This is a genomic window from Acinetobacter sp. YH1901134 (assembly GCF_013416965.1).
Classification (GTDB): Bacteria; Pseudomonadota; Gammaproteobacteria; order Pseudomonadales; family Moraxellaceae; genus Acinetobacter; species Acinetobacter amyesii.
The window spans coordinates 1-26,897 of the sequence record NZ_VPEW01000007.1 but is presented as its reverse complement, the minus strand read 5'-3'; the positions used below and the strand labels follow the sequence as shown (position 1 = coordinate 26,897).

Here is a 26,897-nt window from a genome sequence, read left to right as displayed (position 1 = left end):
ACTTCTCTTTAGCTTAATATATATTCAATTTAAATAAACTATTTGTTAAACAACAATAACATACGAAACATTTGCTTATTACAGATTGACCGATGATCTGAATGTTTTCTAACTTTAGTGTAATAAGCGCATTAAAAATAGTGATTTTTTTAAGAAAAAATATACAATCGCACTACATATTAACCAAATTTGCATGAGGCTCTCTCCCAATGCTTAAAGCTCAACAACTAACACTTGCAGTATTAGTAAACGCTGCTCTTATTTCTACTGCTTTTGCTAGCGAACAAAGCGAATCTAAAGGCTTTGTGGAAGATGCCGAAGGCTCTGTATTGTTCCGTACAGGTTACATCAAACGCGATAAACAAGATGTAAATCGCGGTGACGATACAAGTTCTTTTGCGCAATCAGCAATTGTGAAATTAGAGTCAGGCTTCACTCAAGGTGTTGTTGGCTTTGGTGCCAATGTTGTAGGCGATGGTTCATTTAAAATCGGTGAAAATAAACATGCTGGTAATGGCATGATTCCACAACATAACGACGGCTCAGCGTATGATCACTGGGCACGTGGTGGCGCAAGTGTTAAAGCTCGAGTATCAAATACTACTGTTGAATACGGTACCCAAGTTCTTGATATTCCAGTGCTTGCATCTAATACAGCACGTATGGTACCTGAATACTTCACAGGCGTTTTAGCGACAAGTCATGAAATTGAAAATCTAGAAGTTATTGCTGGTAAATTCACTAAAAACCAATATTCAGACCAAATTAATTCTGACGGTAACGATCTAGATCGTGCTGTGGTTTGGGGTGCAAAATATAAGTTTAACGACCAACTTAATGCATCTTACTATGGCTTAGATAGCAAAAATGCGTTGGATCGTCATTACATTAATGCTAATTACACTATTCCGTTAGCTGAAAAACGCTCTTTAAATTTAGACTTTAGTGGTTATCACACAGAATGGGACAAAGCAGCTTCAACCTATTCTTCATCACTTGGTGATACAAATGTAGATGGCCGAAGCAACAATCTATGGTCATTGGCAGGTACATTAAATCAAGGCGCTCACTCAGTCATGCTGGCTTACCAACAAAACACTGGTAATACAGGTTATGACTATGGTAGCAATGCTGACGGTGCGCAATCTATTTATGTAGCCAACTCTTACCTTTCTGACTTTATTGGTAACCATGAGAAATCGGCACAAGTTCAATACAACTTAAACTTTGCTGATTACGGCGTGCCAGGTTTAAATTGGACGACTGCTTATGTATACGGTTGGGATATCAAAACTATTAAAAATGGTGTAGAGACATCAGACGATGCTAAAGAAAGCGAATTCTTTAACCAAGTGAAATATACTGTTCAATCAGGTTTCGCTAAAGATGCCAGCCTTCGTTTACGTTATTCACACTACCGTGCAGACCAAGCATACAATGACGTATATATGGCTGACACCAATGAATTACGCGTATTCTTAGACATCCCTGTGAAATTATTTTAATTTTGCAGCTACTCTAAGATAGCGAAAAAAAACCTGCACACTGTGCAGGTTTTTTTTATGAGCATCGATTTTATATAAAAACGATGCTCAGCTTAAAACAATATTATTTGTTCGCAGCTTTGTAAGCTTCAATTGAGCTAAGTACTTCTTGTTTCGCAACATCAGCACCTTCCCAACCACTTAACTTAACCCATTTACCAGGCTCTAAGTCTTTGTAGTGTTGGAAGAAATGTTCAATTTGATTAATCAATAATGCAGGAAGATCTGTATATTCTTGAACATCTTTATAAAGCGGAGTCAATTTGTCGTGTGGAACAGCAACGAGTTTTGCATCAACACCACCGTCATCTTCCATGTTCAATTTACCAACAGGACGGCAACGAATTACAGAACCTGGTTCTACTGGATGTGGAGTTACCACAAGTACGTCTAGTGGGTCACCATCCAAAGATAATGTATTTGGAACATAACCATAGTTCGCTGGGTAGAACATTGCAGTACCCATGAAACGGTCTACAAATAACGCATCAGAATCTTTATCGATTTCGTATTTGATTGGTGCTGCATTTGCAGGAATTTCAATAATGACATAGATGTCGTTTGGTGCATCTTTACCCGCTGGGATATTGCTGTAGCTCATAGCATCACTCTTTAAACAAAGTTAAATCTTTTAATCCGGCACAATTATAACGGTTTTATCGCTTTTTTTGTGATTTTAGCGATCATGCTGATAATTTAATCATCAAGCAGAACATTTAGCTTAATTTAATGACCAATAACATCAGGCAAATTGGGCATAACATCGACAAGGTCCAAATGATTGAACGTAAAGTTGCCCAATTGGCTAAATAACATAGCCCATAAATGACACGTAAAACGAGATAGGCAATCCCAAAGGTCATGATGTATTGTTGTTGAATCACCATGTATTCGGCCATTAGAATAGCCGCAATAAATAAAGGTAAACTTTCAAAACTATTTTGCTGCACTGCATGTGCGCGGCTCGCCAATCCTGTAGAGCGCGCTAAAACTTCACGTGGATTTTGATTATCACTCGACTTAAAACCTGCAGCTCGCTTCGCAATAAATGTAAATACATATGGCAATAAACAAGCGGCCAAAATGAGATAGATGATCCCACTGATGCTGTGCATGTGTTTTTTCTCAGGAAGATTTTTATGGCTGCTATAATACCATGGCATTTCGTGAATAATTTTTGTTAAATATAGTGTTTTTATAATCGGCAGATGAAAGGATCCTCTATGAGTACTTCTGATCAAGATCAATTATTTGAAGTTCTTGAAGAGCAAAAACGCCATCAGCTTCGCGTCGATCGTGTTTTAAAAATTGTCATTCCTGTGACTGCATTTTTACTTGCTGTGATCTGTGCCAACTTAAATGTATGGTCGACTGTTTTCAGCTTTGTCATCATGTGGATTGCATTCTATGCAGTTTCCATCAAGCAACTTCCCCTTTGGCATTGGGTCATTGTCATTGCACTATATTGTTTGGTCGACAATATTTTAACTTATGGCAGCTATAACCAATCTGGCTTTAGTCGTCAGTTCGGCGCGATGTTTATCTTCTTAGGTGTTTTTGGTGTAGGACGTCGCTACTTTGATCGCTGGTCGATGAATAAAGGCAAGCTTTAATGATCTAAATTAAAAGCGATAAAAAAGCGCCCGAAGGCGCTTTTTTTATGCATCATATTATGCTGTTTTACGCAAATCTTTACGTAGAATCTTACCAACATTCGATTTTGGTAATTCATCCATAAATTCAACATAACGTGGGCGTTTATAGCCAGTTAAGTTTTCTTTTGCGAATGCCAAAACTTCTTCAGTCGTTAAAGATGGATCTTTTTTCACAACGAATAATTTAGGTACTTCACCTGATTTTTCATCAGGAACACCAATCGCAGCAACTTCTAGTACTTTTGGATGTTTTGCAACAACTTCTTCAATTTCAGAAGGATAAACATTGAAGCCAGACACCAAAATCATGTCTTTTTTACGGTCTACAATCTTCACATAACCGCGTGGATCCATGACACCAATGTCACCTGTACGGAAGAAACCGTCCGCCGTCATTACTTTGGCAGTTTCATCTGGACGGTTCCAATAGCCTTTCATGACTTGAGGACCACGAATCGAAATTTCACCTTGCTCACCTTGAGCAACTTCATTGCCATCATCATCTAGAATAGCAACTTCAGTCAGTGGCAATGGAATACCAATCGTACCGCTGAATTCCATTGATGCTGGAGGGTTTGCGGTTGCAACAGGTGAAGTTTCTGATAAACCATAACCTTCGATGATATTGGTACCGGTAACTTTCTTCCATGCTTCTGCAGTCGAAGGAAGTACTGCCATACCACCACCCATCGCCATTTTTAGCTTGCTGTGGTCAAGTTGCTTGAACTCTTCATTGTTCACCAAAGCGTTGAATAATGTATTCACTGCTGGGAAGAATGAAGGTTGGTATTTACGTAATTCTTTCATTACCGCAGGTAGATCACGCGGGTTAGGAATCAATACGTTTGCCTGACCTTTGTACATACCGTAAAGTGCACACACCATAAATGCAAAGATGTGATACAGCGGTAATGCACAGAAGATACGATCATCTGGCTGACCATCTTGCTGACCAAATTTACTTTGGAAAATACCATCACACTGCAACATGTTTGACACAAGGTTACGATGGGTCAATTCTGCGCCTTTAGATACGCCAGTTGTACCACCAGTATACTGAAGTACTGCAGTATCACTTAAAGTTAGGTTTGGACGTTTGTAATTGTTTGCACTCACTTTAGACATTGCTGCATTAAAGCGAATATGACCTGGGATGTTCCAAGCTGGAATTTGTTTACGCACTGAACGTAATACAAAGTTAACCAATGTACCTTTCAGTGTACCGAGCATGTCACCCACAGATGCCACGATCACATGTTTTACTGGGGTTTTACCAATAATCGCTTGGTAAACAGATGCAAAGTTTTCAATGATAACCAATGCCTCTGAACCAGAGTCATTCAATTGATGCTCAAGTTCACGAGAGGTATACAGTGGATTCACGTTGACCAATACCAGTCCAGCACGGAATACACCTAATGCAACAACAGGATATTGAAGAACGTTAGGCATCATAACTGCAACGCGTGAACCTTTAGCCAAACCTAAACTTTGCAAATAGGTTGCAAATTTACGGCTTGCTTCATCAAGTTCTTTAAAAGTTAAGACTTTATCCATAAAGATAAAGGCATCTCTTGAGCCAAACTTCTGGAAATTACGCTCAAAAATATCGACCAATGAGGTATTTTCTGCGGGTAATTCTACAGTTTCTGGAATCCCTGTCTTTTGGTATTCAGCGAACCAAATCTTTTCCATAACGCCCAATTCTCCTGTCGTAATCCTTAATAATCCAACTGTTTTTTTTCAATATTAAGCGGTCATTATTTAACTTGTTTGTGCTTAATATTGCATCCATTTCACGAATAACAGCATATATAACGTATTTCGTTCCATGGATGCTAGTATTATCTTTGAATGAACAGTTTATTTGCTTTTTGATATCCACGTGGTAACAACACACCTTTCGATGCACGTTTGCCCACATATTTTTGCAGATCGTCGCCTTTAAGCTTTAATTGTTGATTTCCTGCAAGCACTTGAATTATTTCATCTAAATTCAAAGTTGTCATGGATACAATTTGATCTTTTGCCTCAAGTTGTATCAATTTATTACCTTTACCCTTATTCAATACTGGTAATTCATCAAGTTCAACCAACAGCAAACGACCCGCAGAACTGAGGAGTGCAAGATGTGTTGCATTCTCAATCGCCGTTAAATTCATGACCGCCGCGCCTTCAGATAAACTAAGGAAAGCTTTACCCGCTTTTGCATTGGTATCGAGGTTTTTGGCTTGGGTTTTAAAGCCATAGCCTTTACTACTCATCGCCAAGACTTCTGTTTCATCTTCGGCAATAAACACTTGTTTAAAGCCGACACCACTTGCAGGTGCAAGTTTAGAACTCAGAGGCTCACCTAAACCACGCGCGGATGGCAAGGTATTGATGCCCAAAGCATAGCTTCGTCCGGCATCATCTAATACATACACACGTTGATTCGATTTACCTTGCGCATGGCTGAGATATTGGTCACCTGCACGGAAATTTAAGTTCTCAGCATCGACTTCATGACCTTTCGCCGAGCGAATCCAACCCGCTTCAGACAACACCACAGTCACAGGATCTGCAGGAAGCATATCTTGTTCATTAATCGCATGGGCTTCTGCACGTTTCACAATTGGAGAACGGCGGTCATCACCAAATTTCTTCGCATCTTCTTTAAGTTCATTAATGATCAATGCTTTTAATGATTCAGGATTCGCCAATTGTTCACGAATAATGGCAGCTTTGGCTTCCAATTCTTCTTGTTCACGCCGCATTTCCATTTCTTCAAGTTTTGCCAAATGACGTAACTTGAGTTCTAAAATCGCTTCGGCTTGAATTTCATCGATATTAAAATGCGTCATCAACACCGGTTTAGGCTGATCTTCTTCTCGAATAATACGAATCACTTCATCAATATTCAGATAGGCAATGATTAAGCCTGCAAGTATATGTAACCGTTTTTCAATTTTATTCAGATGATAAGTCAAACGACGTGTTACGGTATTTTTACGGATTTCAATCCATTCCAACAAAATACGGCGGATCGATTTCACTTGCGGACGACCATCGGCGCCAATCATGTTCATATTGACACGATAGCTCGACTCTAGATCGGTGGTTGCAAATAGATGACTCATCACCGATTCAGCATCAATACGGTTTGAGCGTAGGACAATCACTAAACGTGTTGGGTTTTTATGATCTGACTCATCACGTAAGTCCGTGACCAATGGCAACTTCTTCGCCTGCATTTGATCTGCAATCTGCGTGATCACTTTCGAACCTGAAACCTGATACGGCAGCTCCGTAATCACGATTTCATTTTTCTCAATACTGTACACCGCACGAGTTCGATAACTACCGCGACCCGTGGTTTGAATTTTGAGTAATTCTTCTGGAGAACTAATAATTTCCGCACGTGTAGGCAAATCAGGTGCAGGAATATATTCTGCGACTTTTTCATCGGTTAAATTAGGATTGCGAATTAAGGCAATGGTACCCTTCACCACTTCACGTAAGTTATGCGGTGGAATATCCGTTGCCATACCCACAGCAATACCCGTTGTGCCGTTGAGTAAAATATTTGGAACACGTGCCGGTAAATTCACTGGCTCTTTCATCGAACCATCAAAGTTATCCTGCCAATCACAGGTTCCTTGTCCTAACTCAGACAATAATAAATCACTATAAGCAGACAGTTTTGCTTCGGTATATCGCATCGCTGCGAAGGATTTCGGATCATCTGGTGAGCCCCAGTTTCCCTGACCTTCAATAAATGGATAGCGATAACTAAACGGCTGCGCCATGAGGACCATGGCTTCATAACAAGCTAAGTCACCGTGAGGATGGTATTTACCCAGTACATCACCAACCGTACGTGCAGATTTTTTTGGCTTACCCGTTGGCTTTAACCCGAGCTCACTCATCGCATAGACGATACGACGCTGAACGGGTTTTAGACCATCACTGATATGTGGCAATGCACGATCCATAATCACGTACATGGCGTAGTTGAGATATGCTTGTTCGGTAAATTCTGCTACGGAACGGTTTTCTGTCGCATGATGCGCAAGGCTTGTCATAACAACCTGTAATCCTAAATTGTTCGTTCTTTATTGGGTTCTTATGCTATGTCGCAGGTGTCCCCTATACAAGGAGATGATCTAACACTCTGCGACAAATTGTGTCTTATGGCGTAAAAATATCCATTTTATTCACCATGATCAACTAAAAATTCAACAGTCTTTATAGACCAATGGATTCTAAAGTTTTGCCTTTGGTTTCTTCACCTAAAACCAAAATCACCACTGCAACTGCAATTAAGACTGCTGTAAACATCATAAAGACATAGCTAAAACCATGATCCATATCCATCATATGTGTCACAGCAAAAGGCGCGGCAATGCCCCCGATCCGACCAATGGCACCCGCCCAGCCCGAACCAAAGGCACGAATATTGGCCGGGTATTGTTCTGGTGTATAGGTGTAAAGTACGCCCCAAGCACCGAGATTAAAGAAGGACATTAAACAGCCCCAAATCACAATCTCTGTCACACTGCCAGACTGACCGAAGAAATATGCCGAAATGGCACACATCCCAATGAAGCCCGCCAACGTAGCTTTACGACCTAATTTTTCGACCAACCATGCAGCTGCAATATAACCCGGTAATTGTGCCAAAATCATGACCAAAACATATTCAAAGGATTGAACAATGGTGTAGCCTTCTTTGACCAATAAGCTTGGTAACCATGTAAAAATACCGTAATAAGAAAAGACGATACCGAACCAAATGAGCCACAGCATTAAAGTACGACGTGCAAAAATCCCTGACCATAACTGTGAAAAACTGATGTTGTGCTTTTCTGCAACCGGTTTGACTTCAAAGATTTCAACAACTTCCACACCACATTTGGCTTCAATCTTTTTCACCAATGCATGCGCTTCATCAAAACGTCCACGGTTGATTAAATAAGGCACCGATTCGGGCACCATTTTCCAAATCACGATTGCATATAACGCAGGAATACCGCCAATCAGGAACGCTGCATGCCAACCAAAATCCGGAATAATAAAGCGTGAGACCAACGCTGCAACCAACCAGCCCAGTCCCCAAAAACTTTCTAGTAAGACAATAAAACGACCACGCACATGCGCCGGAATATATTCACTGACCAAAGTCACCGCGACAGGGAGTTGCCCCCCTAAACCTAAGCCGACAATAAAACGAAATACCAACAACCAAGTTAGATTAGGAGCAAACGCACATGCAGCGGTGGCTAAGCTATAAATCACCAATGTCCATGCAAACACTGTTTTTCGGCCGAAGCGATCTGCCAGTCCTCCAGAAAACACCGCGCCAATCGCCATCCCAACAAAACCAATCGAGACCACCCAACTTTTATCATTTGGCGTCATGGCCCAATCTTCAGCCATTTTCGCTAAGATAAAGGAAATGAGTCCCGTATCCATGGCATCAAACATCCAGCCAAGGCCAATAACCCAAAGTAAAGTGTAGTGAAACTTACCGATGGGTAAGCGTTGTATACGTGAGACTAAGTCCATAACAAGATCTCTGAACTGGTGGAAGGATGAACACTGCTTTCCCAACAGGATGTATGATTTTGCGTTTTTTAGTATAGATCCATGCAAAAGACCGACCATTGATCCGTCTTTTTAGCATTTTAATGTGATGTTATAGCAACGCGGTTACGACAAATCTTTTGAAGATACCGACTGATCATCATCATCTTTATAAATGAATTTAGGCATTTCTAAGCCAAAGTAAATGGCGATCAGACGTAAGGTGAAACCGAAAATGAGCGTCGCAATGACGGTCAATTCTAGCGATAAGCCAATCTCAATGCAGAGCCAATAACAAATCACGGACACAAAAGAAATACTGGCATAAAGTTCACGACGGAACACCAGCGGGACATCGTTACACAGGATGTCTCGTAAAATACCGCCAGAGACCCCAGTTAACACCCCTGCTACTGCAGAGACGACAAAACCATGGCCCATTTCTAAAGCAATTTGACAGCCAATAATGGTAAAACCTATGAGACCAAGGGCATCGAGAACCAAGAAGATATTACGAAGATGACGCATCCACTTTGCAATCAGGATGGTGACAAATGCAGCAAAGCAGGTCAGCATGAGATATTCTGGATGCTTAACCCATGTCAGTGGATAGTGCCCAAGTAGCACATCACGAACCGAACCGCCCCCCAGTGCCGTGACACAGGCAATCAATGTTACCCCAAACCAGTCCATACTCCGCCGACCCGCAGACAATGCACCTGTCATTGCTTCTGCCGTGATTGCGATAATATAAATAACGGTAAGTAACATCGCCCTTCTTCCACTGAGGGTTGAGATGCGCGCTATTCTAAGCTAAATCTGCTCAAATGTTATAAAAATTGCGCACAACATTGTTTAAATTTTCGTCCAGAACCACAAATACAGGGTTGCTTCATGGTGATTTGCATCTCTGTGGTCGGATCAAGGAAATACCAGCGCTGCTCGAACTTCACAAAATGTGAAATTTCATGATGTACCTGCGCTTGCTGCCCATCGTGATAATGGGCTTTAAATTCAACTTGAGCATGGTTTTTATCGAGCTTTTCTTGAGCCTGTACCACTTCAAGCTTTAACCACTGATTGGCCTGACTCCACGCTGCAATGGCACTAATATCCAAGGCTTGCTGCTGTCCAAGTGCAGTTGTTTGTACAATATAATCAATCTCATGCTGTGCAAAAGCACTATAACGTGAACGCATCAACTGCTCTGCAGTCTGTGCATTTTCACCCCCCGCATGTAAGGGCTGACAACAGTTGGCATATTCACCTTTGCCACATGGACATTGGACTTGTGACATGTTTGTTTCCATAAAAAATAGCCTGACAATGCAGGCTATTTTAACGGATCTTTCCACACAATTTTCATCAGCAGTATGCGATTCCATACTGATCTATATAGATTAAGCTGAATGTTCTCTTGGCATCCACTTAATCTTCAGTTGGCATGGGAATGACATGCACTTTTTCGATCTTGTGGCCATCCATTGTGACCACTTCAAAGATGTGTTCATCCGCTTTGAATTTTTCACCATTGGCTGGTAAACGGCCCAAATGAAATAAGATATATCCGGACAATGTCGAATACTGTTCAGCATCATCCACCAAGTCACGACCCAACAATAAAGACACATGACGAATGTCGGTTGAGCCATCGAGTAACAATGAACCATCATCGAGACTTTCTGCTGCCGTCTCTGGTTCATCTTCATCGGGGAACTCACCTGCAATCGCTTCTAAGACATCAATCGGTGTTGCAATCCCTTCAATTGAACCGTATTCGTTTAACACCAAGGCCATTTGCAACGGCGCTTGACGTAGCTGTTCCATCACCATCAAAACTTGAGCATTTTCATGCACCACCACTGGCTCACGGAGATGTTTTTCGAAATCGAGTACGCCCGTTTCAATATAGTCATTCATGACTTTATGAGTCAGTACCGCACCCGCAATATTGTCAAGCTCACCATGTGCCACAATTAAACGTGAATGCGTGGTACTGAGTAATTGAGCACGAATCGCCTCAGGTTCTTCATCTAAATCAATCCATTCCAGTTCAGGACGAGGTGTCATCACGGACTTTACTGGACGCTCAGATAAACCCAGTACCCCTTGTACCATGACACTGTGGTAAACCCCGTTGTCTTCATCAAAGACTTCATCAGCAAAAGCACGTGTTGCAAGCACATCTTCATTTTCATTTTGATTGTCTGCAACATTTTTCCCACCGAGCATACGCATCACAGCTGAGGCTGTGCGATAACGTAAGTCTGTGGTTGTCACCATTTTTTCCTGATTATGACGCATGGTTTGGTTCAAGAACTCAATCATGACAGAGAAACCAATGGCCGCGTATAAGTAACCTTTTGGAATATGGAAACCAAAGCCTTCGACTAAGAGCGAGAAACCGATCATCATCAAGAAACACAGACACAGAATCACCACCGTTGGGTGACGGTTCACGAAGTTCATCAGTGGTTTAGATGCCCACAGCATAATGCCGACAGCAATAATGACCGCAATCATCATGACAGAAAGATGTTTCACCATCCCGACAGCGGTAATCACGCTGTCGAGCGAGAACACGGCATCAAGCACCACAATCTGCACAATCACCATCCAAAACGTCGCATGCACAGGATTTTCTTCCTTTAGCATCGGCTTGTTTTCAAGACGTTCACGCAGTTCCATGGTGCCTTTAAATAGCAAGAACACCCCACCAAACAGTAAAATCAGATCTCGACCGGAAAATGGATGGTCGAAAATATGGAACAGTGGATTGGTTAGAGTCACCACCCATGCGATCGAGGCCAGTAAGACCAATCGCATACACAGTGCAAGCAATAAGCCGACAATCCGTGCAGTATTACGCTGTTCTGGCGGTAATTTTTCCGCAAGAATCGCAATAAAAACCAGGTTATCGATACCTAAAACAATCTCAAGCACCACCAGTGTCAATAAACCCACCCATGCAGATGGGTCGGACATCCATTCAAAGATCATAATTGTATCTCCTGAATGTTATTCACACGTGGATCATGCTGATTTGAAGATGAAATGCATTGGACATGCGCAAACGCTTTTAATGGCGTTCTTTCTAATATTTTGATGTATGCTGAGTGACAACAACCACTACCCATGACGGTTCTTTAGCTTAAAATGAAGTTTTAAGTATAGCAAGTTAAGGTAAAAATTCACCCTTTTTTACCAAAGTACAATCTCTGTATGGAAGAATTTAAACCCAGTGATGACATTAAATCGTCATATTTAGCTGCCAATGTAGTGTCATAAAAAATAACATGCTAAGGTAAAATTAAAACGTAATGAATAGCGGATTAAAAATGACAGAAAAACGTGGTAATCCTTCTCCTGCTACAACACAACCTTTAATCGCACTGTATTGCGGCTCCCGCTCTGGTAACAATCCAATTTATCAAGAAAAAGCCATCGCATTAGCGCAAGGCTTGGCTGAACATGGTTTTGGTCTGGTCTATGGTGGCGCCAGTATTGGCCTGATGGGTCAAGTCGCTGACGCTGTGGTCGATCATGGCGGCGAAGCTGTGGGTGTGATTCCTGAGTTTATGTTGGATTATGAAATTGCACATAATCATTTGACTGAACTACACGTCGTGCGCAGTATGCATGAGCGTAAAGCCATGATGGCAGAACGTGCAAGTGCCTTTGTTGCTCTGCCCGGTGGTCTCGGTACATTCGAAGAAATTCTAGAAATCGCCACTTGGGGACAGTTGAATCAACACCAAAAACCGATGATGCTTTATAACGTCAATGGCTTCTATGATGCACTGATTGCACAATTAGACCATGCGGTCGCTGAAGGTTTCTTGCCGCCGCAGCATCGTGCCAAACTGATCGTATGTAATTCTTCTAAGCAGATCTTTAGTGCACTGAAAAATTTAGATTGCCCGAAAAATTTCGTGGTCTAACTGTATTTTAGATGTCAAAAAGGGGAATAAATCATTCCCCTTTTTTATTGCTCGATGTCCTAATTCAAATCGAGATCGTGTCGACTAACCTGACACCATACGATAGAACCATGGCAATGTTGTCGCTAAGAAAATACTCATCAACAAACCAAGCATCAATTTCATCGCATCTTTGCTGACATTTCGTGAAGTTCGATATTTATTCACTTCATGTAAATGCATGGACATGGCAAATTCACGTCCTGCGAGTAAACCCAAGAACACCCAAGTGGTACTCATTGGAATATTACTCCACTCTTTGAACACCAATAAAATCAAGGCATACATAAAGTCGATAATGGTTGCCGAGCGGATATCAGCCACACCCGTTTTGGTGTCGATAATGCCCTGAATCGCCCCGCCACGTTGGTACAAAATGATCCCAAGCAGTACGATAAACACCACAATTGCAAAAATCAGGAACTCCAGCGGCACCTGACGAGGGACGTAGACAAAAATATTGGCCAAATCCTGAATCAGCCACTGACTCCATAAAAATGCCGTCGAAACCCACTGTAGTCCCACCCAAATATTCGAGGGTGTTTCATCACGTGTTTTACTGAAATAAACCGAGATGCCTTTAATCACAAATCGATAAACAATAATCGCAACAACAAAAGCTACCGCATAACCCATCATCGACTTAGTTAACATCGACCCAAGACTACTCGGAGAGAAAATCGTTAACACTAAGAATGTGGTGCTGACCGGAATTCCGTAGCGAGTCAAAATGATCAGTAAGATCGGTGGCACAATATAGAGCCACGTGACCCCTTCTGCGGGAAATGGAATCGTTTCTAAACGACCATAAGATGCATCCCCCACGCCAGAACTGTACCAACCATAAACCAATACAATAGCTAGAATACTGCTGACATAGATCCACAACAGCCACCAAGGGCGATGCGCATTGGATGAAATAAAGGTTCCCAATGTCTGTGGCACATCATTACCGACAATAGAATAGGCCGCGAGACAGAAGCCTATGACCATCAGAATTTCGATTGTCATGAAAACAAAACACCTTTGCCATAAAGAAAAAGCCCTCCAATAAATGAAGGACTTGAGCGCATTATGACAGTTTATCTGGCGTTCATACAATTTTGTGCCGTGCTTTTCTCGACATTAAAATAAAAATTTTAGATAAAACAATAATTTAAAATTAAATTATTTCAATTTAATCTGATAAACCGCCGTGCTACCGTTCACTTCATTTCCAACCACCAACAAAGGTTGGGCATTGGGCGAATCTTTGGCCGCAATAAAAATCAGACCTTCAGGTCCCACATAGCCTTGTTTAACCACATCAGTACCGAAACTTGTAGTTTCATGTTTTCATTCGTCTTTTATTAAAATATGACCAATTTATAAACATTAGGTTGCATAGAGATGAAACTCTCATTGCATTTTTCTTGCAATTTTTTGGCTCAATTATGCAAAGCTTTTACTACATCCAAATGGCAATATTCATTTAAACTGTTTAAAAATCTCAGCTTTATTGACTTATGAATAGCACGCCAACGCATCAGGCTTTACAACCCGAATTTAGACTTCTAGTGCTATTGGTCTCTATTGGCTTTTTTATGCAAGGTCTGGATACGACCATCGTCAATACCGCAATCCCAGCGATGGCAAGAAGTTTGGGCGAAGACCCTCTACAAATGCATAGTGTGGTCGTGGCCTATGTCTTGTCCGTTGCGGCGTGTATTCCCTTAAGTGGTTGGTTGGCCGATCGTTTTGGCGTACGAAATACTTATTTCACAGCCATCATTATTTTTACGTTAGCATCGCTAGGCTGCGGTATGGCCAATAGCCTGAATGAGCTGCTAGTTTATCGGGTAATTCAAGGCATAGGTGGCGCATTACTGCTACCTGTTGGGCGTTTGGCAATGCTCAAAGTGATTCCTCGGACACAGTTTTTATCGGCCATGAGTCTGATGAGCCTTGCCGGTTTGATTGGCCCCTTAATTGGCCCTACCCTTGGCGGTTGGATGGTGGAAGTCGCAACATGGCATTGGATCTTTTTAATTAACATTCCAATGGGGGTGTTAGGGGTACTCATTACCTTTAAAGCCATGCCCAATGTGACCGAACCGAGCGTACAACGCTTCGACTTTATGGGTTTTTTCTTATTGGTCATCGCCATGGTGGGTTTATCGTTAGGCATTGAAAACTTTGCCAGCCCTCATCTTCCGCTATGGTGGAGCCTGCTTTTGGTCGCTGCAGGCATCATCGCCAGTTTGATCTATGCCTTTCATGCACATACCCACGCCAATGCGCTGTTTCGCAGTAAATTATTTCAAAATCGGATCTATGCTATCGGCATTATCGGCAACTTCTTTGCCCGCCTTGGCGGCAATGCCATGCCATTTTTGATTCCCTTAATGCTACAAGTGGCTTTTGGCTTTGAGCCCTTTATCACAGGTTTATTGATGATACCGACGGTACTCGGTTCATTGGCATCAAAACCGATTATTCGTCAAATTATTCAACGCTTTGGCTATCGCAAAGTGTTATTGGTAAATACCTTCTTGGTCGGTGCCTGTATTTGCAGTTTTGCACTCTCTACGGCTGAAACCCCCACTTGGTTACGTGCCTTACACTTTTTTATTTTTGGTATTTTAAACTCGCTGCAATTCGTTTCGATGAATACCTTAACCCTCAAAGATTTACCCCAACAAGATGCCAGCAGTGGCAACAGTTTCTTGTCGATGATTATGATGGTGTCGATGAGTATCGGTGTGGCTTTGGCAGGGACTTTAGTCAACGTATTTACGGCCTATTATGGTCCTGCACAAATCGAAACGGCATTCCATAGCACCTTGATTTTACTCGGCTGCATTAACCTGATTACCGCAGCGATTTTTTGGCAGATTCCTAAACATGTGGATGTCTAAACCTGTGTCATCGGGCAAATCTATGACAGATCAGCCCTTAAAGGGTTATGATAAAATGGATACTTGGATACATTTTCATGCCTAAAAAAGCCAAATCACGTACCTCTAAAAGTTCACTCAAAAAATACAGCCCAATTATTGCACTCAGCGCTATCAGCGGCGTCATGGTAGTGGCAGGACTAGGTTATTTAGCCGTGATGCCGCATCGCCCTGCATCTGCAGAAGAATATCCTGTCAAAGGCTTTGATGTTTCCCATCATCAAAAAGATATTCAATGGTCAAAAATTTCACCTAAAAAATACCAATTCGTTTATCTCAAAGCCACAGAAGGTGGCGATTTTAAAGATCGAAAATTTCAAGACAACTGGTTACAAGCACGGGAAAACGGCTTTTTAGTTGGGGCCTATCATTTTTACCGTCTGTGCCGTGATGGCAAAATTCAGGCAGAAAATTTTATTGCTTCCGTGCCGAAAAAAGCCGATGCCCTTCCTCCCGTGATTGATCTGGAATATGACACCAACTGCATTAACACCTACAGTAAAGAGCAGTTACTCAAAGAAATCAGCTATATGCATGATCGCTTGCACCGCCATTATGGCAAGCAACCGATTTTTTATACTTCGAAGTCTTTTTATAATATTGTCTTAGCTGGCGAGTTTAAACAGACGCCGCTGTGGGTCCGCGAATATAAAGGCCCACCCGATCTAAAAAACAATCCGAAATGGCTGATTTGGCAACATACTAATCAAGGAAAAATTCAAGGCATCTCGACCACCGTCGATTTAAATGTATTTTCAGGTGATGCCAAGGCTTGGACTGATTTTTTAGACAAAAATGGCGTTTCCCCGATCAAACCCCGTTGATTTATTCACCGACTCAGGACAACATCGAACAAAATAATCCGTGAAAACTGAGTCGCAGGATGCGTATTTTAAAAATTTTTCTTATTATATTTTCAGTCTTTATGATCCTCGCCATCGGGATATTGGCTTATTTGATCAAACCTTCAGGGACCTTGGCAGCGTTTAAAACTTGGCATTATCAACTTCCCACACAAAGCACTACAGATACTCACTCAGCGGCGCCCTATCACGTAAAGTTCTTTGGCGTTTCGACCTTACTTTTTGACGATGGTCAAGAGCAAATCCTCATCGATGGCTTCTTTAGTCGACCATCGCTCAGTCAGACCATATTCACTCAGATTCAAAGTGATCAGCCTTTATTAAAAAGCTATATCGACCAATACGACTTAAAACGTACACGTGCTATTTTCGTGACTCATTCACATTATGATCATGCGCTCGATATTCCAATGTTGGCCCACCAGCTCCCCAAGGCCATGATTATCGGCTCTAAAAGCACCTTAAATATTGCACGGGCAATGCCAATCGCTGAATCACAATTACACGAAGTTCAAGCTTGGCAACCGATGCAAATCGGTAAATTCACCATTACTGCCATCCCCTCGCAACATACTCCGCCAACGGCCGTTAATGATGATTTGGGGGAAGAAATTTCGCAGCCACTACAACTCCCTGCACATTTTAGTCAGTTTAAAGAAGGTGGATCATATGACTATCTCATCCAACATGGGCCGCATTACAGTTTAGTCAAAGCCAGTACAGGTGCTGTGCCCAAACAGTTGCAAAAACTAAAAGTCGATACCTTATTTTTAGGCATCGCTCAGCTTTCCAAACAAACGGCAGTGTTTCAACAGCAATATTTCAAAGAAACCTTAGCGACTCTTCAACCCAGCACCGTGATTCCAATTCATTGGGATAATTTTTTCAAACCACTGAATCCTGAGCTCGAATTTTTACCTCGCTTTGCCGATGACACTCCTCAAAGTCTAAATCTATTGATACAGTCGGCAGCAGCTCAAAACACCAAGGTGGTTTTACTCAGTCAACCTGTGTCGTTCGAGTTAAAAAATTGAGGAAAGCGCTAGATTGACTGTGCGATACTGACATTCAATTTTTAGGCACTGATCTAGCTAGGCATGAGGAAAATCATACATATCGACATGGATGCATTTTTTGCATCAGTAGAGCTGCGGGAACGACCAGAACTCAAGCAGCTTCCTGTTGTTGTGTCTTCACATCACCCTCGTGCAGTCATCTGTGCCGCATCCTATCCTGCACGTGAGTTTGGTTTACGTTCTGCAATGTCGATGGCACAGGCCCGTAAACTTTGCCCACAGGTCGTGGTGATCGAACCGAATTTTGAAAAATATCGTGCCGTTTCGGCGCAAATTCATACCATTTTTCAACGCTATACGTCGCTGATTGAGCCACTATCCTTAGACGAAGCTTATTTGGACGTCACAGTAAATTTACAACACATTCCGAGCGCCACCGAAGTCGCTATGCGAATTCAGGCAGAGATTTTACAAAGCACTGGTTTAACTGCCTCCGCAGGTGTCGCGCCCAATAAATTTTTGGCTAAAGTCGCTTCTGATTGGAACAAACCCAATGGCATTTGTATTATCAAACCTTCACAAGTTCTGCATTTCATCCATGACTTGGCACTGAAAAAAATTCCTGGTGTGGGAAAAGTGACTCAAGAAAAATTAAAAGCCATGCAACTCAATACATTGGGTGATTTACAACAAATTGAAGAAGCCGTTCTGATTCATCATTTCGGTAAATATGGACGACAACTTTATCTGTATGCACAAGGGATTGATGAACGACCGGTCCAATCTAGCCGCGAGCGTCAGCAGATTTCCAAAGAAACCACTTTTGATGATGATCTCACCCTGAACCAATGTCAGCCCTATTGGCCCAAACTGATTGACCAAGTTTGGTCTAGTTTAGAAAAAAAGCAGTTAAGCGCGCGCGGTGTATCGGCCAAATTAAAACTGAAGAATTTCCAAGTGCTACAGCACAGTAAGAGTTTTAAATCGTCACTGAATCATCGTGAAGACCTTGCGCAGGTGTTGCAGCAATTACTGCATGAAATGCATATTTCTGAGGACGATCAATTTCGTCTGATTGGCGTAGGTGTCTATCAATTAAGTGCGCAAAACCAAGAAGCACAACTTTCGCTGCTCTAAAAACTTCAAGAAGATCGTATTTGCTTAAGATTTAGGCAGAAGAACAAAATTAAAGCAATTTGCTATTCACAAAGCCTAAAATTAGAGTACTCTATCAGCGCACTACATTATCCGTGTATGCGCTGAGATGCTGAAAATCACCTTTACTTTCAGCATGCTGTCCTGTGATTGGCGTGACGATCAAATCCGAATATTACAGGGCAACTCTGTTGTCAATCATGGAATACCCCGCTGTATGCCTTCTGCAAAATCTGCTCTAAACCCTCAAAATATTTCACAAAATCAAGAACAACGCGCTCGTAAAGCCGCATTAAGTAGCTTCATTGGTGCCGTAGTCGATTGGTACGATTTTTTACTTTATGGCATTGTTGCCGCACTCATTTTCAAAGATCAGTTTTTCCCCAGTATTGGCAACAATATGGGCACACTTGCTGCTTTAGCGACCTTTGGCGTTGGCTTCTTGTTCCGCCCCTTAGGCGGCATTGTGTTTGGACATTTTGGTGACAAGCTGGGTCGTAAGAAAATGTTGGTGCTCACCGTCATCCTGATGGGGATTTCGACGGTCGGCATTGGTTTATTACCCAATTTTGCGGCCATCGGTTGGTGGGCCCCGATCCTGCTCGTGACACTTCGGGCAATACAGGGTTTTGCTGTCGGTGGTGAATGGGGCGGCGCTGCCCTGATGGCTGTAGAAAATGCCCCGAAAGGCAAAAAAGCCTTTTACAGTAGTGGTGTACAAATTGGCTATGGCGTCGGACTCGTTCTGGCAACAGGCGCTGTGTCTTTGATTATTGCTACTTTGGGTGAAGATGCTTTTGCCGATTGGGCGTGGCGAATTCCCTTTATTGCCAGTATTGTCTTGCTGGCTATCGCAATGTGGATCCGACGTGATCAAGACGAATCTCAAGAATTTGTCGACCATGTGGTCAAAGCTCAACAAACGCCACAAAAATTACCGATTCTGCAAGCGATTAGCCAACACCCCAAAGCCTTTTTCTACATTATTGCGCTGCGCTTGACCGAGTTACTCACCATGTATTTGGTGACGAACTTTGCACTGAATTATTCCACCGCTCAATTGGGCATGGACAAACAGTTCTTCCTCAATATCACCTTAATGGTTGGTGCCATTAGCTGCTTCAGCATTCCGCTCTTTGCGTGGCTAGCAGATCGATTTGATCATCGTAAAATGTGTGTTCTGGGTGGATTGATTGGTGCGCTTTCTGCCTTTCCCTTCTTCATGGCCCTTGATGCACAAAATACTTGGCTGATTATTGTCGGTGCAATTTTCCTTGCCAATATTGCCCATGATATGGTGGTGAGTGTACACCAGCCGATTTTTACCTCCTTGTTTGGTACCGCCTATCGCTACAGTGGCGCAGGTGTCGGCTATCAAGTGGCTAGCATTATCGGTGGTGGCTTTACCCCAATGATTGCAGCAGCTTTGGTGATTTGGGGTGATGGTTCATGGCATTATGTGGCAATCTACCTTGCTGTCGGCTGTTTATTGACGGCCTTAGTTGCAGCTACGATGCCTAAAACTCAAGATTAAGTGCTCTTTTTGCTTTCAGGATATTCCGCATGACCATCCAACGCCTGCATGTTTCAAAACGCTTTTCCGAAATCGCTATTTCTGGTCAATTGGTTCATTTGGCAGGTCAATTGGCAACAGACCTTGATTTAGACATCAAAGGACAAACACAGCAAACATTTGAGATCATTGATCAATTTCTTGCAGATGCCGGTACAGATAAAAGCCACATTATGTCAGTGACCATTTATCTTAAAGATATTGAACAGGATTATGCCGCATTCAATGAGGTATGGGATACGTGGGTGTCAGACATTGAAGCATTACCCAGAACTTGTGTTGAAGCCAAATTATACGACCCGCGTGTACTGGTAGAATTAACCGTCGTAGCCGTTAAGCCTGAATAATCATTAAAAAAAGCATGTATAAAGACATGCTTTTTTTGCAAAAGATTTTGCTCTTTGAATCCCTAAGATCCAATAATTTTGATCTTTTTACGTTCCAAATCTGAATATAAATGATATTTTTTCAGATCATTAACCGGTACAAATGGCGCTTGTACACGCTGCTCATTTAAGAAATCTTCGCGTAATTGAACGTACTCAGGCACATCATCATAACGAATGACCCGATAGCCTGCCAAAGCGAGCAAAGCATCTTGATATTGCGACTGCTGCATCCGTTTTAGCACCATCGGATCATCTAAAGCGACGATCGCCAAGATCTGATGCTGTTCATCTAAGACGACAAAGTCCGCCACCATATTTCGATACTTGTTCCGCGTACGATAATATTTCGTGGTCAACAGTGCATCAAAAGACACATGCGCGAGGATCGTATGCTTAGGCAAAATTTCTTTTAAACGCGTGTAGGTTAATTGCTCATTAATGTTGAAAATAGCACGTTGTTTCAATGCGCTATCTTGTTGCTTAGAATCACCTTCTAAACTTTTCCAAGCCATTATGAGCACACAGAAGAGTAAAATACTCCCTATTACTATGTATATAGTCATCTCATAATCCTTTATATTTCTTATATTTTTGGTTTTTGACATACTTCTTATGAAGACGAAGTATACAACCAGTATTATTTTTTTTATTTCCTATTAAAAAAAATAACTCTAACTTTCACACAATACGTATTTAAACTGACAAAAAGTTGCAAACTTAAAGCGTTAAACATCACATGCCACTTCGTTCAGAGTAATAGCATCCATTGCTATATACAAATACTTTAGATCATTCGCTAAAACGACAGCAAGTGCATTTCCTCTCACTGTCAGACAATTCCGATAAGCTGTCAAATTTTGCTCGTATTTCATTGAGATAACCGACACACATATGGCATTGAGCTTGTAACAGCATATAAAAATGCAAACTTTCTTATGCTGCCGAGCATAACACCCATAAAAAAAGACACCGAAGTGTCTTTTTTTATTTAATCATTTTAAGCGCGTGATTTAGGCTTCGATTTTCCTTTGGGTTTCGGACCGCCAAAAGGTTTTTTCGCATCACCCGTTTCACGCGGCGGCAGACCAGTATGCTGCGTCAAGATTTGACCGCGCTCAGGACGCTTCTTGGTATTTGAAGGACGCGATTGAGCAGCCTTCGTCCGATTACCTTGTTCGCCTGTACGTTTTTGTGAATCACCCGCAATGCTTGAATTCTTTTTACGTGCAGATTGGTATTGACCATCAGCACTGCCAGCCGGTTGATACGTCGGAATCAAATGCTGTTTTGAGTTACCAATCAGATCCTGACGGCCCATTTCTTTGAGCGCTTCACGCAGCAATGGCCAGTTGTTTGGATCATGGTAACGCAAGAAGGCTTTATGTAAACGGCGGCGTTTTTCACCTTTCACGATATCGACATTTTCGGTATAACGCGCCACTTTAGCCAGCGGGTTTTTACCGGTGTAATACATGGTGGTTGCAGTCGCCATTGGTGATGGATAGAAGGTTTGCACCTGATCGGCACGGAAACCATTCTTCTTCAGCCAAATCGCCAAGTTCATCATGTCATAGTCCGTCGTACCCGGATGCGCTGCAATAAAGTAAGGAATGAGATACTGCTCTTTCCCTGCTTCCTTACTGAAACGATCAAACATTTGTTTGAAACGGTCATAGGTCCCGATCCCCGGCTTCATCATCTTCGACAATGGGCCTTTTTCAGTATGTTCTGGCGCAATCTTCAGGTAACCGCCGACATGATGTGTCACCAATTCTTTGACATATTCTGGGTTTAACACTGCAAGGTCATAGCGTAAACCAGAACCGATCAGAATCTTTTTAATCCCCGGCAATGAACGCGCTTTACGGTATAACTGGGTTAAAGGCGCATGATCGGTATGTAAGTTTTGACATACACCCGGGAATACACACGACGGCTTACGACAGTTCTTTTCAATCTCAGGATCTTTACATGCCAAACGGTACATATTGGCCGTTGGTCCGCCTAAGTCAGAAATAATCCCGGTAAAGCCCGGTGCTGTATCACGAATTTTTTCAACTTCACGCAAAATCGATTCTTCAGAACGGTTTTGGATGATACGCCCTTCATGCTCTGTAATTGAGCAGAAGGTACAGCCGCCAAAACAGCCGCGCATAATGTTCACAGAGAACTTAATCATGTCAAAGGCAGGAAAACGCGCTTCACCATACGCAGGATGTGGCAGACGTGCATAGGGTAAATCAAACACGTAGTCCATCTCTTCCGTCGTCAATGGAATCGGTGGTGGATTTAACCAGACATCACGTTCACCATGCTTTTGCACCATCGCGCGCGCATTGCCCGGATTGGTTTCCAAATGCAAAATACGGTTGGCATGTGCATACAGCACAGGATCATTCGCCACATCTTCATAGGCAGGCAAACGAATCACCGCCAATTCACGCGGCGGCAATTTATGCTTAATGGCTTTTGATGCAGGTTGCAGCTGCACGATTTGCGTGTCGGCGTCTAAATTATCGCCTTCACGAACAATCGGATTTGCTACCGCCTCTTTTTGGAAGCCCTGATATTGCGTAACGCTGTCTTTGCCTTTCTCGATTTCACAGCCTTCAAGGTCTTCAGTCATCACGTACGGGTTAATGATCGGATCGACACGGCCAATCGCATCGACATCATTTGATGCGATTTCAACAAACTTCGCTTTTGAAGCCCGGTTATTTTTATTCACAATAAATGCAGTACCGCGGACATCCGTAATCTCTTGGATTTTTTCACCGCGAGCCAAACGATGCATGATTTCCGTGATTGAACGTTCACCATTACCATACATCAATAGATCGGCTTTCGAGTCCATCAATACTGAACGGCGGACTTTGTCTGACCAATAATCATAATGTGCAATACGGCGCAGCGAGGCTTCAATACCGCCCAATAATACAGGCACATCTGGATAAGCTTCACGCACACGTTGGCAATATACCGTTGCTGCACGGTCTGGACGTTTATTCGGTTGATTATCCGGAGAATATGCATCATCCGAACGGATTTTACGGTCTGCCGTATAACGGTTGATCATCGAATCCATGTTGCCGGCAGTCACGCCCCAAGCAATATTTGGTTTACCCAATACACGGAAGGCTTCTACATTGGTCCAGTCTGGCTGTGCAATAATACCCACACGGAAGCCTTGCGCTTCTAAAGTACGACCAATAATGCCTGAGCAGAATGATGGATGGTCAATATAGGCATCACCACAGACCAAAATAAAGTCACAACTGTCCCAACCGAGTTGATCCATTTCTTCGCGTGACATCGGCAAAAATGGCGCAGGGTCAAAACAAGACGCCCAATATTTGTCGTAATCAAACAACGCTTTTGGCGCAGTCTGCATAGTATAAGCAGTAGACATGGCTAGCAATTCTCGGCTGGCAGATGGAATGATCTGAAAAAAGATCAAAGAAGATGAAAGCCGATCATTTTACCATGAATTCCATTCATCATGCTTGATTATAATTTATACAATAGCTAGAGAATCATTGAATTGTTTTATATAGACATCAGATGTAATAGTGCTGTAGCACGACTATAAAACTAGATTTAAAAATCATTTGGATCTTTGTACAATTTAAATCAATCTAGAATGTGTCATGAGTTATCGCATTTTTATTCAACATTACAGCCTGCGCCTGTTGAAATTGAATATGCATTTCAGGTAAATATTTTTCAATATAAATCTTACGCTTATCTATACTGTCTTGAGTCATTAATGGTTTTACATCAAGCATTTGACGGCGTGTCGTTTCCTGCTGATATTTATGCCAAAAACTTAATGCTGCATTTGGATCAAAGCCTGTTTTCGACATCAGATCAAGTGCAAGGACATCAGCTTCTAGTTCAAATTTTGAAACTTTAGGTAGAAAAACAGCTTGCCCAGTCACACTACTGGCCGCAGTAGCAAGCGCGCCGATACCCGCAGTTGAAGAAATCATCGCCACCTGACTAGCAAACAGCAAGGAAATCTTCTCACGATGATGATCACGTAATGCATGTGCCATTTCATGCGCCATCACAAATGCCAATTCATCTTCAGTCAGCTTTAAACTCCAATACAAACCCGTGTTAATGACAATTTTCCCACTTGGAAAACCATGTGCATTTAAATCTTTATTTAAATTTCCCACTGACTTGCCAATCCCATTGACTCGAACCTTGACGGTAAAACTCCGCATTTTTTTTGAGTTTATTTAAAACCTGATCCAATTTCGGATCAATGATCAAAAGTTGTTTGTCTTTCGCTTGATGAATAAATTGTTGATACGATCTATCCGCCTGTTTAGTTAATAACTTTTGAGGAACGATAAAAAACTGTTTTCGCTCTGCACCTGCTGTCCCTAAATTCGTGGTATTTGCACAAGCTGAAATTAAGATAAAAACCAAAGCCATCATTAAAATAGTTATATTTTTCATAATCACCTTCAGTTTAAAACTAATGATGATCTATTTATAATTCCAACTAAAAATAAATGCAAAAAATACGCATAAATCATAAATATCAACAACTTGAAAATATATTAGATTTTAAAAAATGATAACCAAAATATTTTATTTATTATATTGTGATGTATTTCATTATTATAAGGCACCTTTTAAAAGAAATATTAGACCAAAGTTGCATAATCATAAAAATAGTAAATTCCGCCATTTTTACAGTGTTATTTATATTAAAAAATAGATGTAAAACGAATATTAAATAATAGCTTATTCACATATTTCTATTTTAATTTATTCAATTTTATTGCTAATAAGAAACCGATCATCAAGATAACAGCAATAAAGCTCGTCAACCCTATCCAACCAGACATTTCCCAAACCAAACCACTACTACTACCCAAAATACTAGAACCTAAGTAGTAGCAAAATAAATATAGAGATGAACCTACGGCACGGTACTGCATGGATTGAACCGAAACCCAACTACTTGCCGTGGAATGCGCTGCAAAAAAAGCAAAAGTGAATATAATCAGCCCCAAAATGACTGACCAAAATGCCGGAATGAGCATGATCAACAACCCCAACAGCATCATGATCAGCATCGAAGGTAAAACTTTTGCCCGGCCAAAGCGTTTCCCCCAACTTGCAGCCCGAGGTGAACTATATATTCCTGCCAAATATGCTATGGAGATTAGTCCAATCCATGTTTGAGAAAGTTGATAAGGTTCTTCTAATAGGTGGTAGCTCATATAGTTAAATATAGAGACAAAACATCCCATGAGGATAAAGCCTTGAAGGAATAAAATTCTCAGCTTTGGATCTGCTAAATTTTTAACGAAAGATTCATAAAATCGGTTGAAACGAATGGGATAAGCTTGAAAATGTTGAGATGCCGGAAGTAATAAAAAGAACGCTGTGGCTATACAGAGATTAATGATACCGATAATCATCATGGCATTTTGCCAACTAATATAGTCAATCAATACCCCTGCAATGAGACGACCACCCATTCCGCCAATAGCGGTACCTGAAATATACAGGCCCATTGCAAAGCCTATATCTTTTTGCGCAATTTCTTCACCTATATAAGTCATTGCAACTGCAGCAACGCCACTCACACTTAATCCGATCAGCACGCGATTCAATAAAAATATTTCCCAAAGCGGAAATATGGAACTGATAATTGAAAGTGACGCCGCCAAAAATAAAGCAGTGACCATCACAGGCTTGCGGCCGAATCGATCTGAAATCAAACCGGTGAAAAGCAGCCCTATTGCTAAGGCAATGGTAGAAAAAGATAAAGGAAAACTGCTATGTGTCGGACTGACATGAAAATAATCCGCAAGGATGGGCATCATCGGTTGTACACAATACAACGATGAAAAAATTGCGAAGCCAGCTAAAAATAAAGAAAATAAAATGGCAAGAAATGGCCGTGTGCCATATTCAATATAAGGAGAATTTGAGGCTAAATCAGACATGAGCTTTCCATCAATGACACGGATAGTATACGCCTTTCAACCTTTAATTTAAAAATCACATAAAAATGAATGAAGAATTCTTTATTTTCTTCTCCCTTCTCCATTTCTTTCCATTTTTTTCACACATAAAAAAACACCCCCTGAGATATCAGGGGGTGTTTTCGAATAATGAGCTGGCGATGACTTACTCTCACATGGGTAACCCCACACTACCATCAGCGCTAAGAGGTTTCACTTCTGAGTTCGGGA

At 41.7% G+C, this 26,897-nt stretch carries 25 protein-coding genes; 10 read left to right on the top strand and 15 right to left on the bottom strand.

What is annotated here, in order from left to right:
• Positions 1 to 209 precede the first annotated feature (209 nt).
• Positions 210 to 1,505, top strand: coding sequence for an OprD family outer membrane porin (locus FTV50_RS09015; protein ID WP_078189468.1), 1,296 nt, complete (start codon positions 210 to 212; stop codon positions 1,503 to 1,505).
• A gap of 103 nt (positions 1,506 to 1,608) precedes the next feature.
• On the opposite strand, the gene ppa is transcribed toward FTV50_RS09015, so the two are convergent.
• Both ppa and FTV50_RS09005 read right to left on the bottom strand, forming a co-directional pair.
• The gene (gene ppa, locus FTV50_RS09010; protein ID WP_078189469.1) at positions 1,609 to 2,145 is read right to left on the bottom strand and encodes an inorganic diphosphatase; all 537 of its coding nucleotides are present in this window, start codon (positions 2,143 to 2,145) and stop codon (positions 1,609 to 1,611) included.
• A 115-nt stretch (positions 2,146 to 2,260) separates the two neighbouring features.
• Positions 2,261 to 2,659, bottom strand: coding sequence for an MAPEG family protein (locus FTV50_RS09005; protein ID WP_180024225.1), 399 nt, complete (start codon positions 2,657 to 2,659; stop codon positions 2,261 to 2,263).
• Positions 2,660 to 2,767: 108 nt separating this feature from the next.
• On the opposite strand from FTV50_RS09005, the gene FTV50_RS09000 reads away from it, so the two are divergent.
• Complete coding sequence (locus FTV50_RS09000) at positions 2,768 to 3,157, top strand: hypothetical protein (protein WP_078189471.1); 390 nt, start codon at positions 2,768 to 2,770, stop codon at positions 3,155 to 3,157.
• A gap of 57 nt (positions 3,158 to 3,214) precedes the next feature.
• Here the strand turns inward: FTV50_RS09000 and FTV50_RS08995 are convergent, their stop codons facing one another.
• The 6 genes from FTV50_RS08995 to FTV50_RS08970 form a co-directional block, all read right to left on the bottom strand.
• Positions 3,215 to 4,894: a long-chain-fatty-acid--CoA ligase gene (locus FTV50_RS08995; protein WP_180024224.1), complete on the bottom strand. Its 1,680-nt coding sequence runs from the start codon at positions 4,892 to 4,894 to the stop codon at positions 3,215 to 3,217.
• Between the two features lie 149 nt (positions 4,895 to 5,043).
• Entirely contained in the window at positions 5,044 to 7,263 is a 2,220-nt protein-coding gene (parC, locus tag FTV50_RS08990) for a DNA topoisomerase IV subunit A (RefSeq protein ID WP_180024223.1), read from the bottom strand.
• 163 nt (positions 7,264 to 7,426) lie between these two features.
• Positions 7,427 to 8,746: an MFS transporter gene (locus tag FTV50_RS08985; RefSeq protein ID WP_078189474.1), complete on the bottom strand. Its 1,320-nt coding sequence runs from the start codon at positions 8,744 to 8,746 to the stop codon at positions 7,427 to 7,429.
• A gap of 144 nt (positions 8,747 to 8,890) precedes the next feature.
• A complete protein-coding gene (locus FTV50_RS08980) occupies positions 8,891 to 9,535 on the bottom strand; it encodes a trimeric intracellular cation channel family protein (protein WP_078189475.1) in 645 nt (214 codons plus the stop codon).
• Positions 9,536 to 9,594: 59 nt separating this feature from the next.
• On the bottom strand, positions 9,595 to 10,062 hold the full coding sequence (locus FTV50_RS08975) for a YchJ family protein (protein ID WP_180024222.1): 468 nt from the start codon (positions 10,060 to 10,062) through the stop codon (positions 9,595 to 9,597).
• 130 nt (positions 10,063 to 10,192) lie between these two features.
• Positions 10,193 to 11,764 (bottom strand): TerC family protein, encoded by a 1,572-nt coding sequence (locus FTV50_RS08970; RefSeq protein ID WP_180005207.1) that lies wholly within the window; start codon positions 11,762 to 11,764, stop codon positions 10,193 to 10,195.
• Positions 11,765 to 12,084: 320 nt separating this feature from the next.
• On the opposite strand from FTV50_RS08970, the gene FTV50_RS08965 reads away from it, so the two are divergent.
• Entirely contained in the window at positions 12,085 to 12,705 is a 621-nt protein-coding gene (locus FTV50_RS08965) for a TIGR00730 family Rossman fold protein (protein WP_078192607.1), read from the top strand.
• An 84-nt stretch (positions 12,706 to 12,789) separates the two neighbouring features.
• Here FTV50_RS08965 and FTV50_RS08960 read toward each other — a convergent pair whose 3' ends face one another.
• Both FTV50_RS08960 and FTV50_RS08955 read right to left on the bottom strand, forming a co-directional pair.
• Positions 12,790 to 13,755, bottom strand: coding sequence for a hypothetical protein (locus FTV50_RS08960; protein ID WP_180024221.1), 966 nt, complete (start codon positions 13,753 to 13,755; stop codon positions 12,790 to 12,792).
• A gap of 156 nt (positions 13,756 to 13,911) precedes the next feature.
• A complete protein-coding gene (locus FTV50_RS08955; protein WP_180024220.1) occupies positions 13,912 to 14,049 on the bottom strand; it encodes a hypothetical protein in 138 nt (45 codons plus the stop codon).
• A 200-nt stretch (positions 14,050 to 14,249) separates the two neighbouring features.
• Here FTV50_RS08955 and mdtD point away from each other — a divergent pair, with 200 nt between their 5' ends.
• From mdtD to FTV50_RS08925, 6 genes are all read left to right on the top strand, one after another.
• Positions 14,250 to 15,641, top strand: coding sequence for a multidrug transporter subunit MdtD (mdtD, locus tag FTV50_RS08950; protein ID WP_180024219.1), 1,392 nt, complete (start codon positions 14,250 to 14,252; stop codon positions 15,639 to 15,641).
• 77 nt (positions 15,642 to 15,718) lie between these two features.
• Complete coding sequence (locus tag FTV50_RS08945) at positions 15,719 to 16,504, top strand: GH25 family lysozyme (protein WP_180024218.1); 786 nt, start codon at positions 15,719 to 15,721, stop codon at positions 16,502 to 16,504.
• Between the two features lie 59 nt (positions 16,505 to 16,563).
• The gene (locus tag FTV50_RS08940; protein ID WP_180024217.1) at positions 16,564 to 17,577 is read left to right on the top strand and encodes an MBL fold metallo-hydrolase; all 1,014 of its coding nucleotides are present in this window, start codon (positions 16,564 to 16,566) and stop codon (positions 17,575 to 17,577) included.
• A 63-nt stretch (positions 17,578 to 17,640) separates the two neighbouring features.
• Positions 17,641 to 18,696: a DNA polymerase IV gene (gene dinB, locus FTV50_RS08935; RefSeq protein WP_180024216.1), complete on the top strand. Its 1,056-nt coding sequence runs from the start codon at positions 17,641 to 17,643 to the stop codon at positions 18,694 to 18,696.
• Positions 18,697 to 18,931: 235 nt separating this feature from the next.
• Positions 18,932 to 20,248 (top strand): shikimate transporter, encoded by a 1,317-nt coding sequence (gene shiA / locus FTV50_RS08930; RefSeq protein WP_180024262.1) that lies wholly within the window; start codon positions 18,932 to 18,934, stop codon positions 20,246 to 20,248.
• Positions 20,249 to 20,277: 29 nt separating this feature from the next.
• Positions 20,278 to 20,634, top strand: a complete 357-nt coding sequence (locus tag FTV50_RS08925) for a RidA family protein (protein ID WP_180024215.1) — start codon at positions 20,278 to 20,280, stop codon at positions 20,632 to 20,634.
• Between the two features lie 62 nt (positions 20,635 to 20,696).
• Here the strand turns inward: FTV50_RS08925 and FTV50_RS08920 are convergent, their stop codons facing one another.
• The 5 genes from FTV50_RS08920 to FTV50_RS08905 all read right to left on the bottom strand — a co-directional run bounded on the left by FTV50_RS08920 (position 20,697) and on the right by FTV50_RS08905 (position 26,648).
• Positions 20,697 to 21,239 (bottom strand): DUF2726 domain-containing protein, encoded by a 543-nt coding sequence (locus FTV50_RS08920; protein WP_078189487.1) that lies wholly within the window; start codon positions 21,237 to 21,239, stop codon positions 20,697 to 20,699.
• A gap of 434 nt (positions 21,240 to 21,673) precedes the next feature.
• The gene (locus FTV50_RS08915) at positions 21,674 to 24,085 is read right to left on the bottom strand and encodes a YgiQ family radical SAM protein (RefSeq protein ID WP_180024214.1); all 2,412 of its coding nucleotides are present in this window, start codon (positions 24,083 to 24,085) and stop codon (positions 21,674 to 21,676) included.
• Positions 24,086 to 24,311: 226 nt separating this feature from the next.
• On the bottom strand, positions 24,312 to 24,857 hold the full coding sequence (locus FTV50_RS08910; protein ID WP_373683683.1) for a M48 family metallopeptidase: 546 nt from the start codon (positions 24,855 to 24,857) through the stop codon (positions 24,312 to 24,314).
• Positions 24,841 to 25,143 (bottom strand): hypothetical protein, encoded by a 303-nt coding sequence (locus tag FTV50_RS16705; protein ID WP_257223885.1) that lies wholly within the window; start codon positions 25,141 to 25,143, stop codon positions 24,841 to 24,843. The genes FTV50_RS08910 and FTV50_RS16705 overlap by 17 nt, the downstream gene beginning before the upstream one ends.
• 305 nt (positions 25,144 to 25,448) lie before the next feature.
• Entirely contained in the window at positions 25,449 to 26,648 is a 1,200-nt protein-coding gene (locus tag FTV50_RS08905; protein ID WP_180024213.1) for an MFS transporter, read from the bottom strand.
• Positions 26,649 to 26,713: 65 nt separating this feature from the next.
• Between FTV50_RS08905 and FTV50_RS16590 the strand changes: the two genes are divergently transcribed.
• On the top strand, positions 26,714 to 26,897 hold a 184-nt coding region (locus FTV50_RS16590), incomplete at its 3' end, for a hypothetical protein (protein ID WP_218950729.1).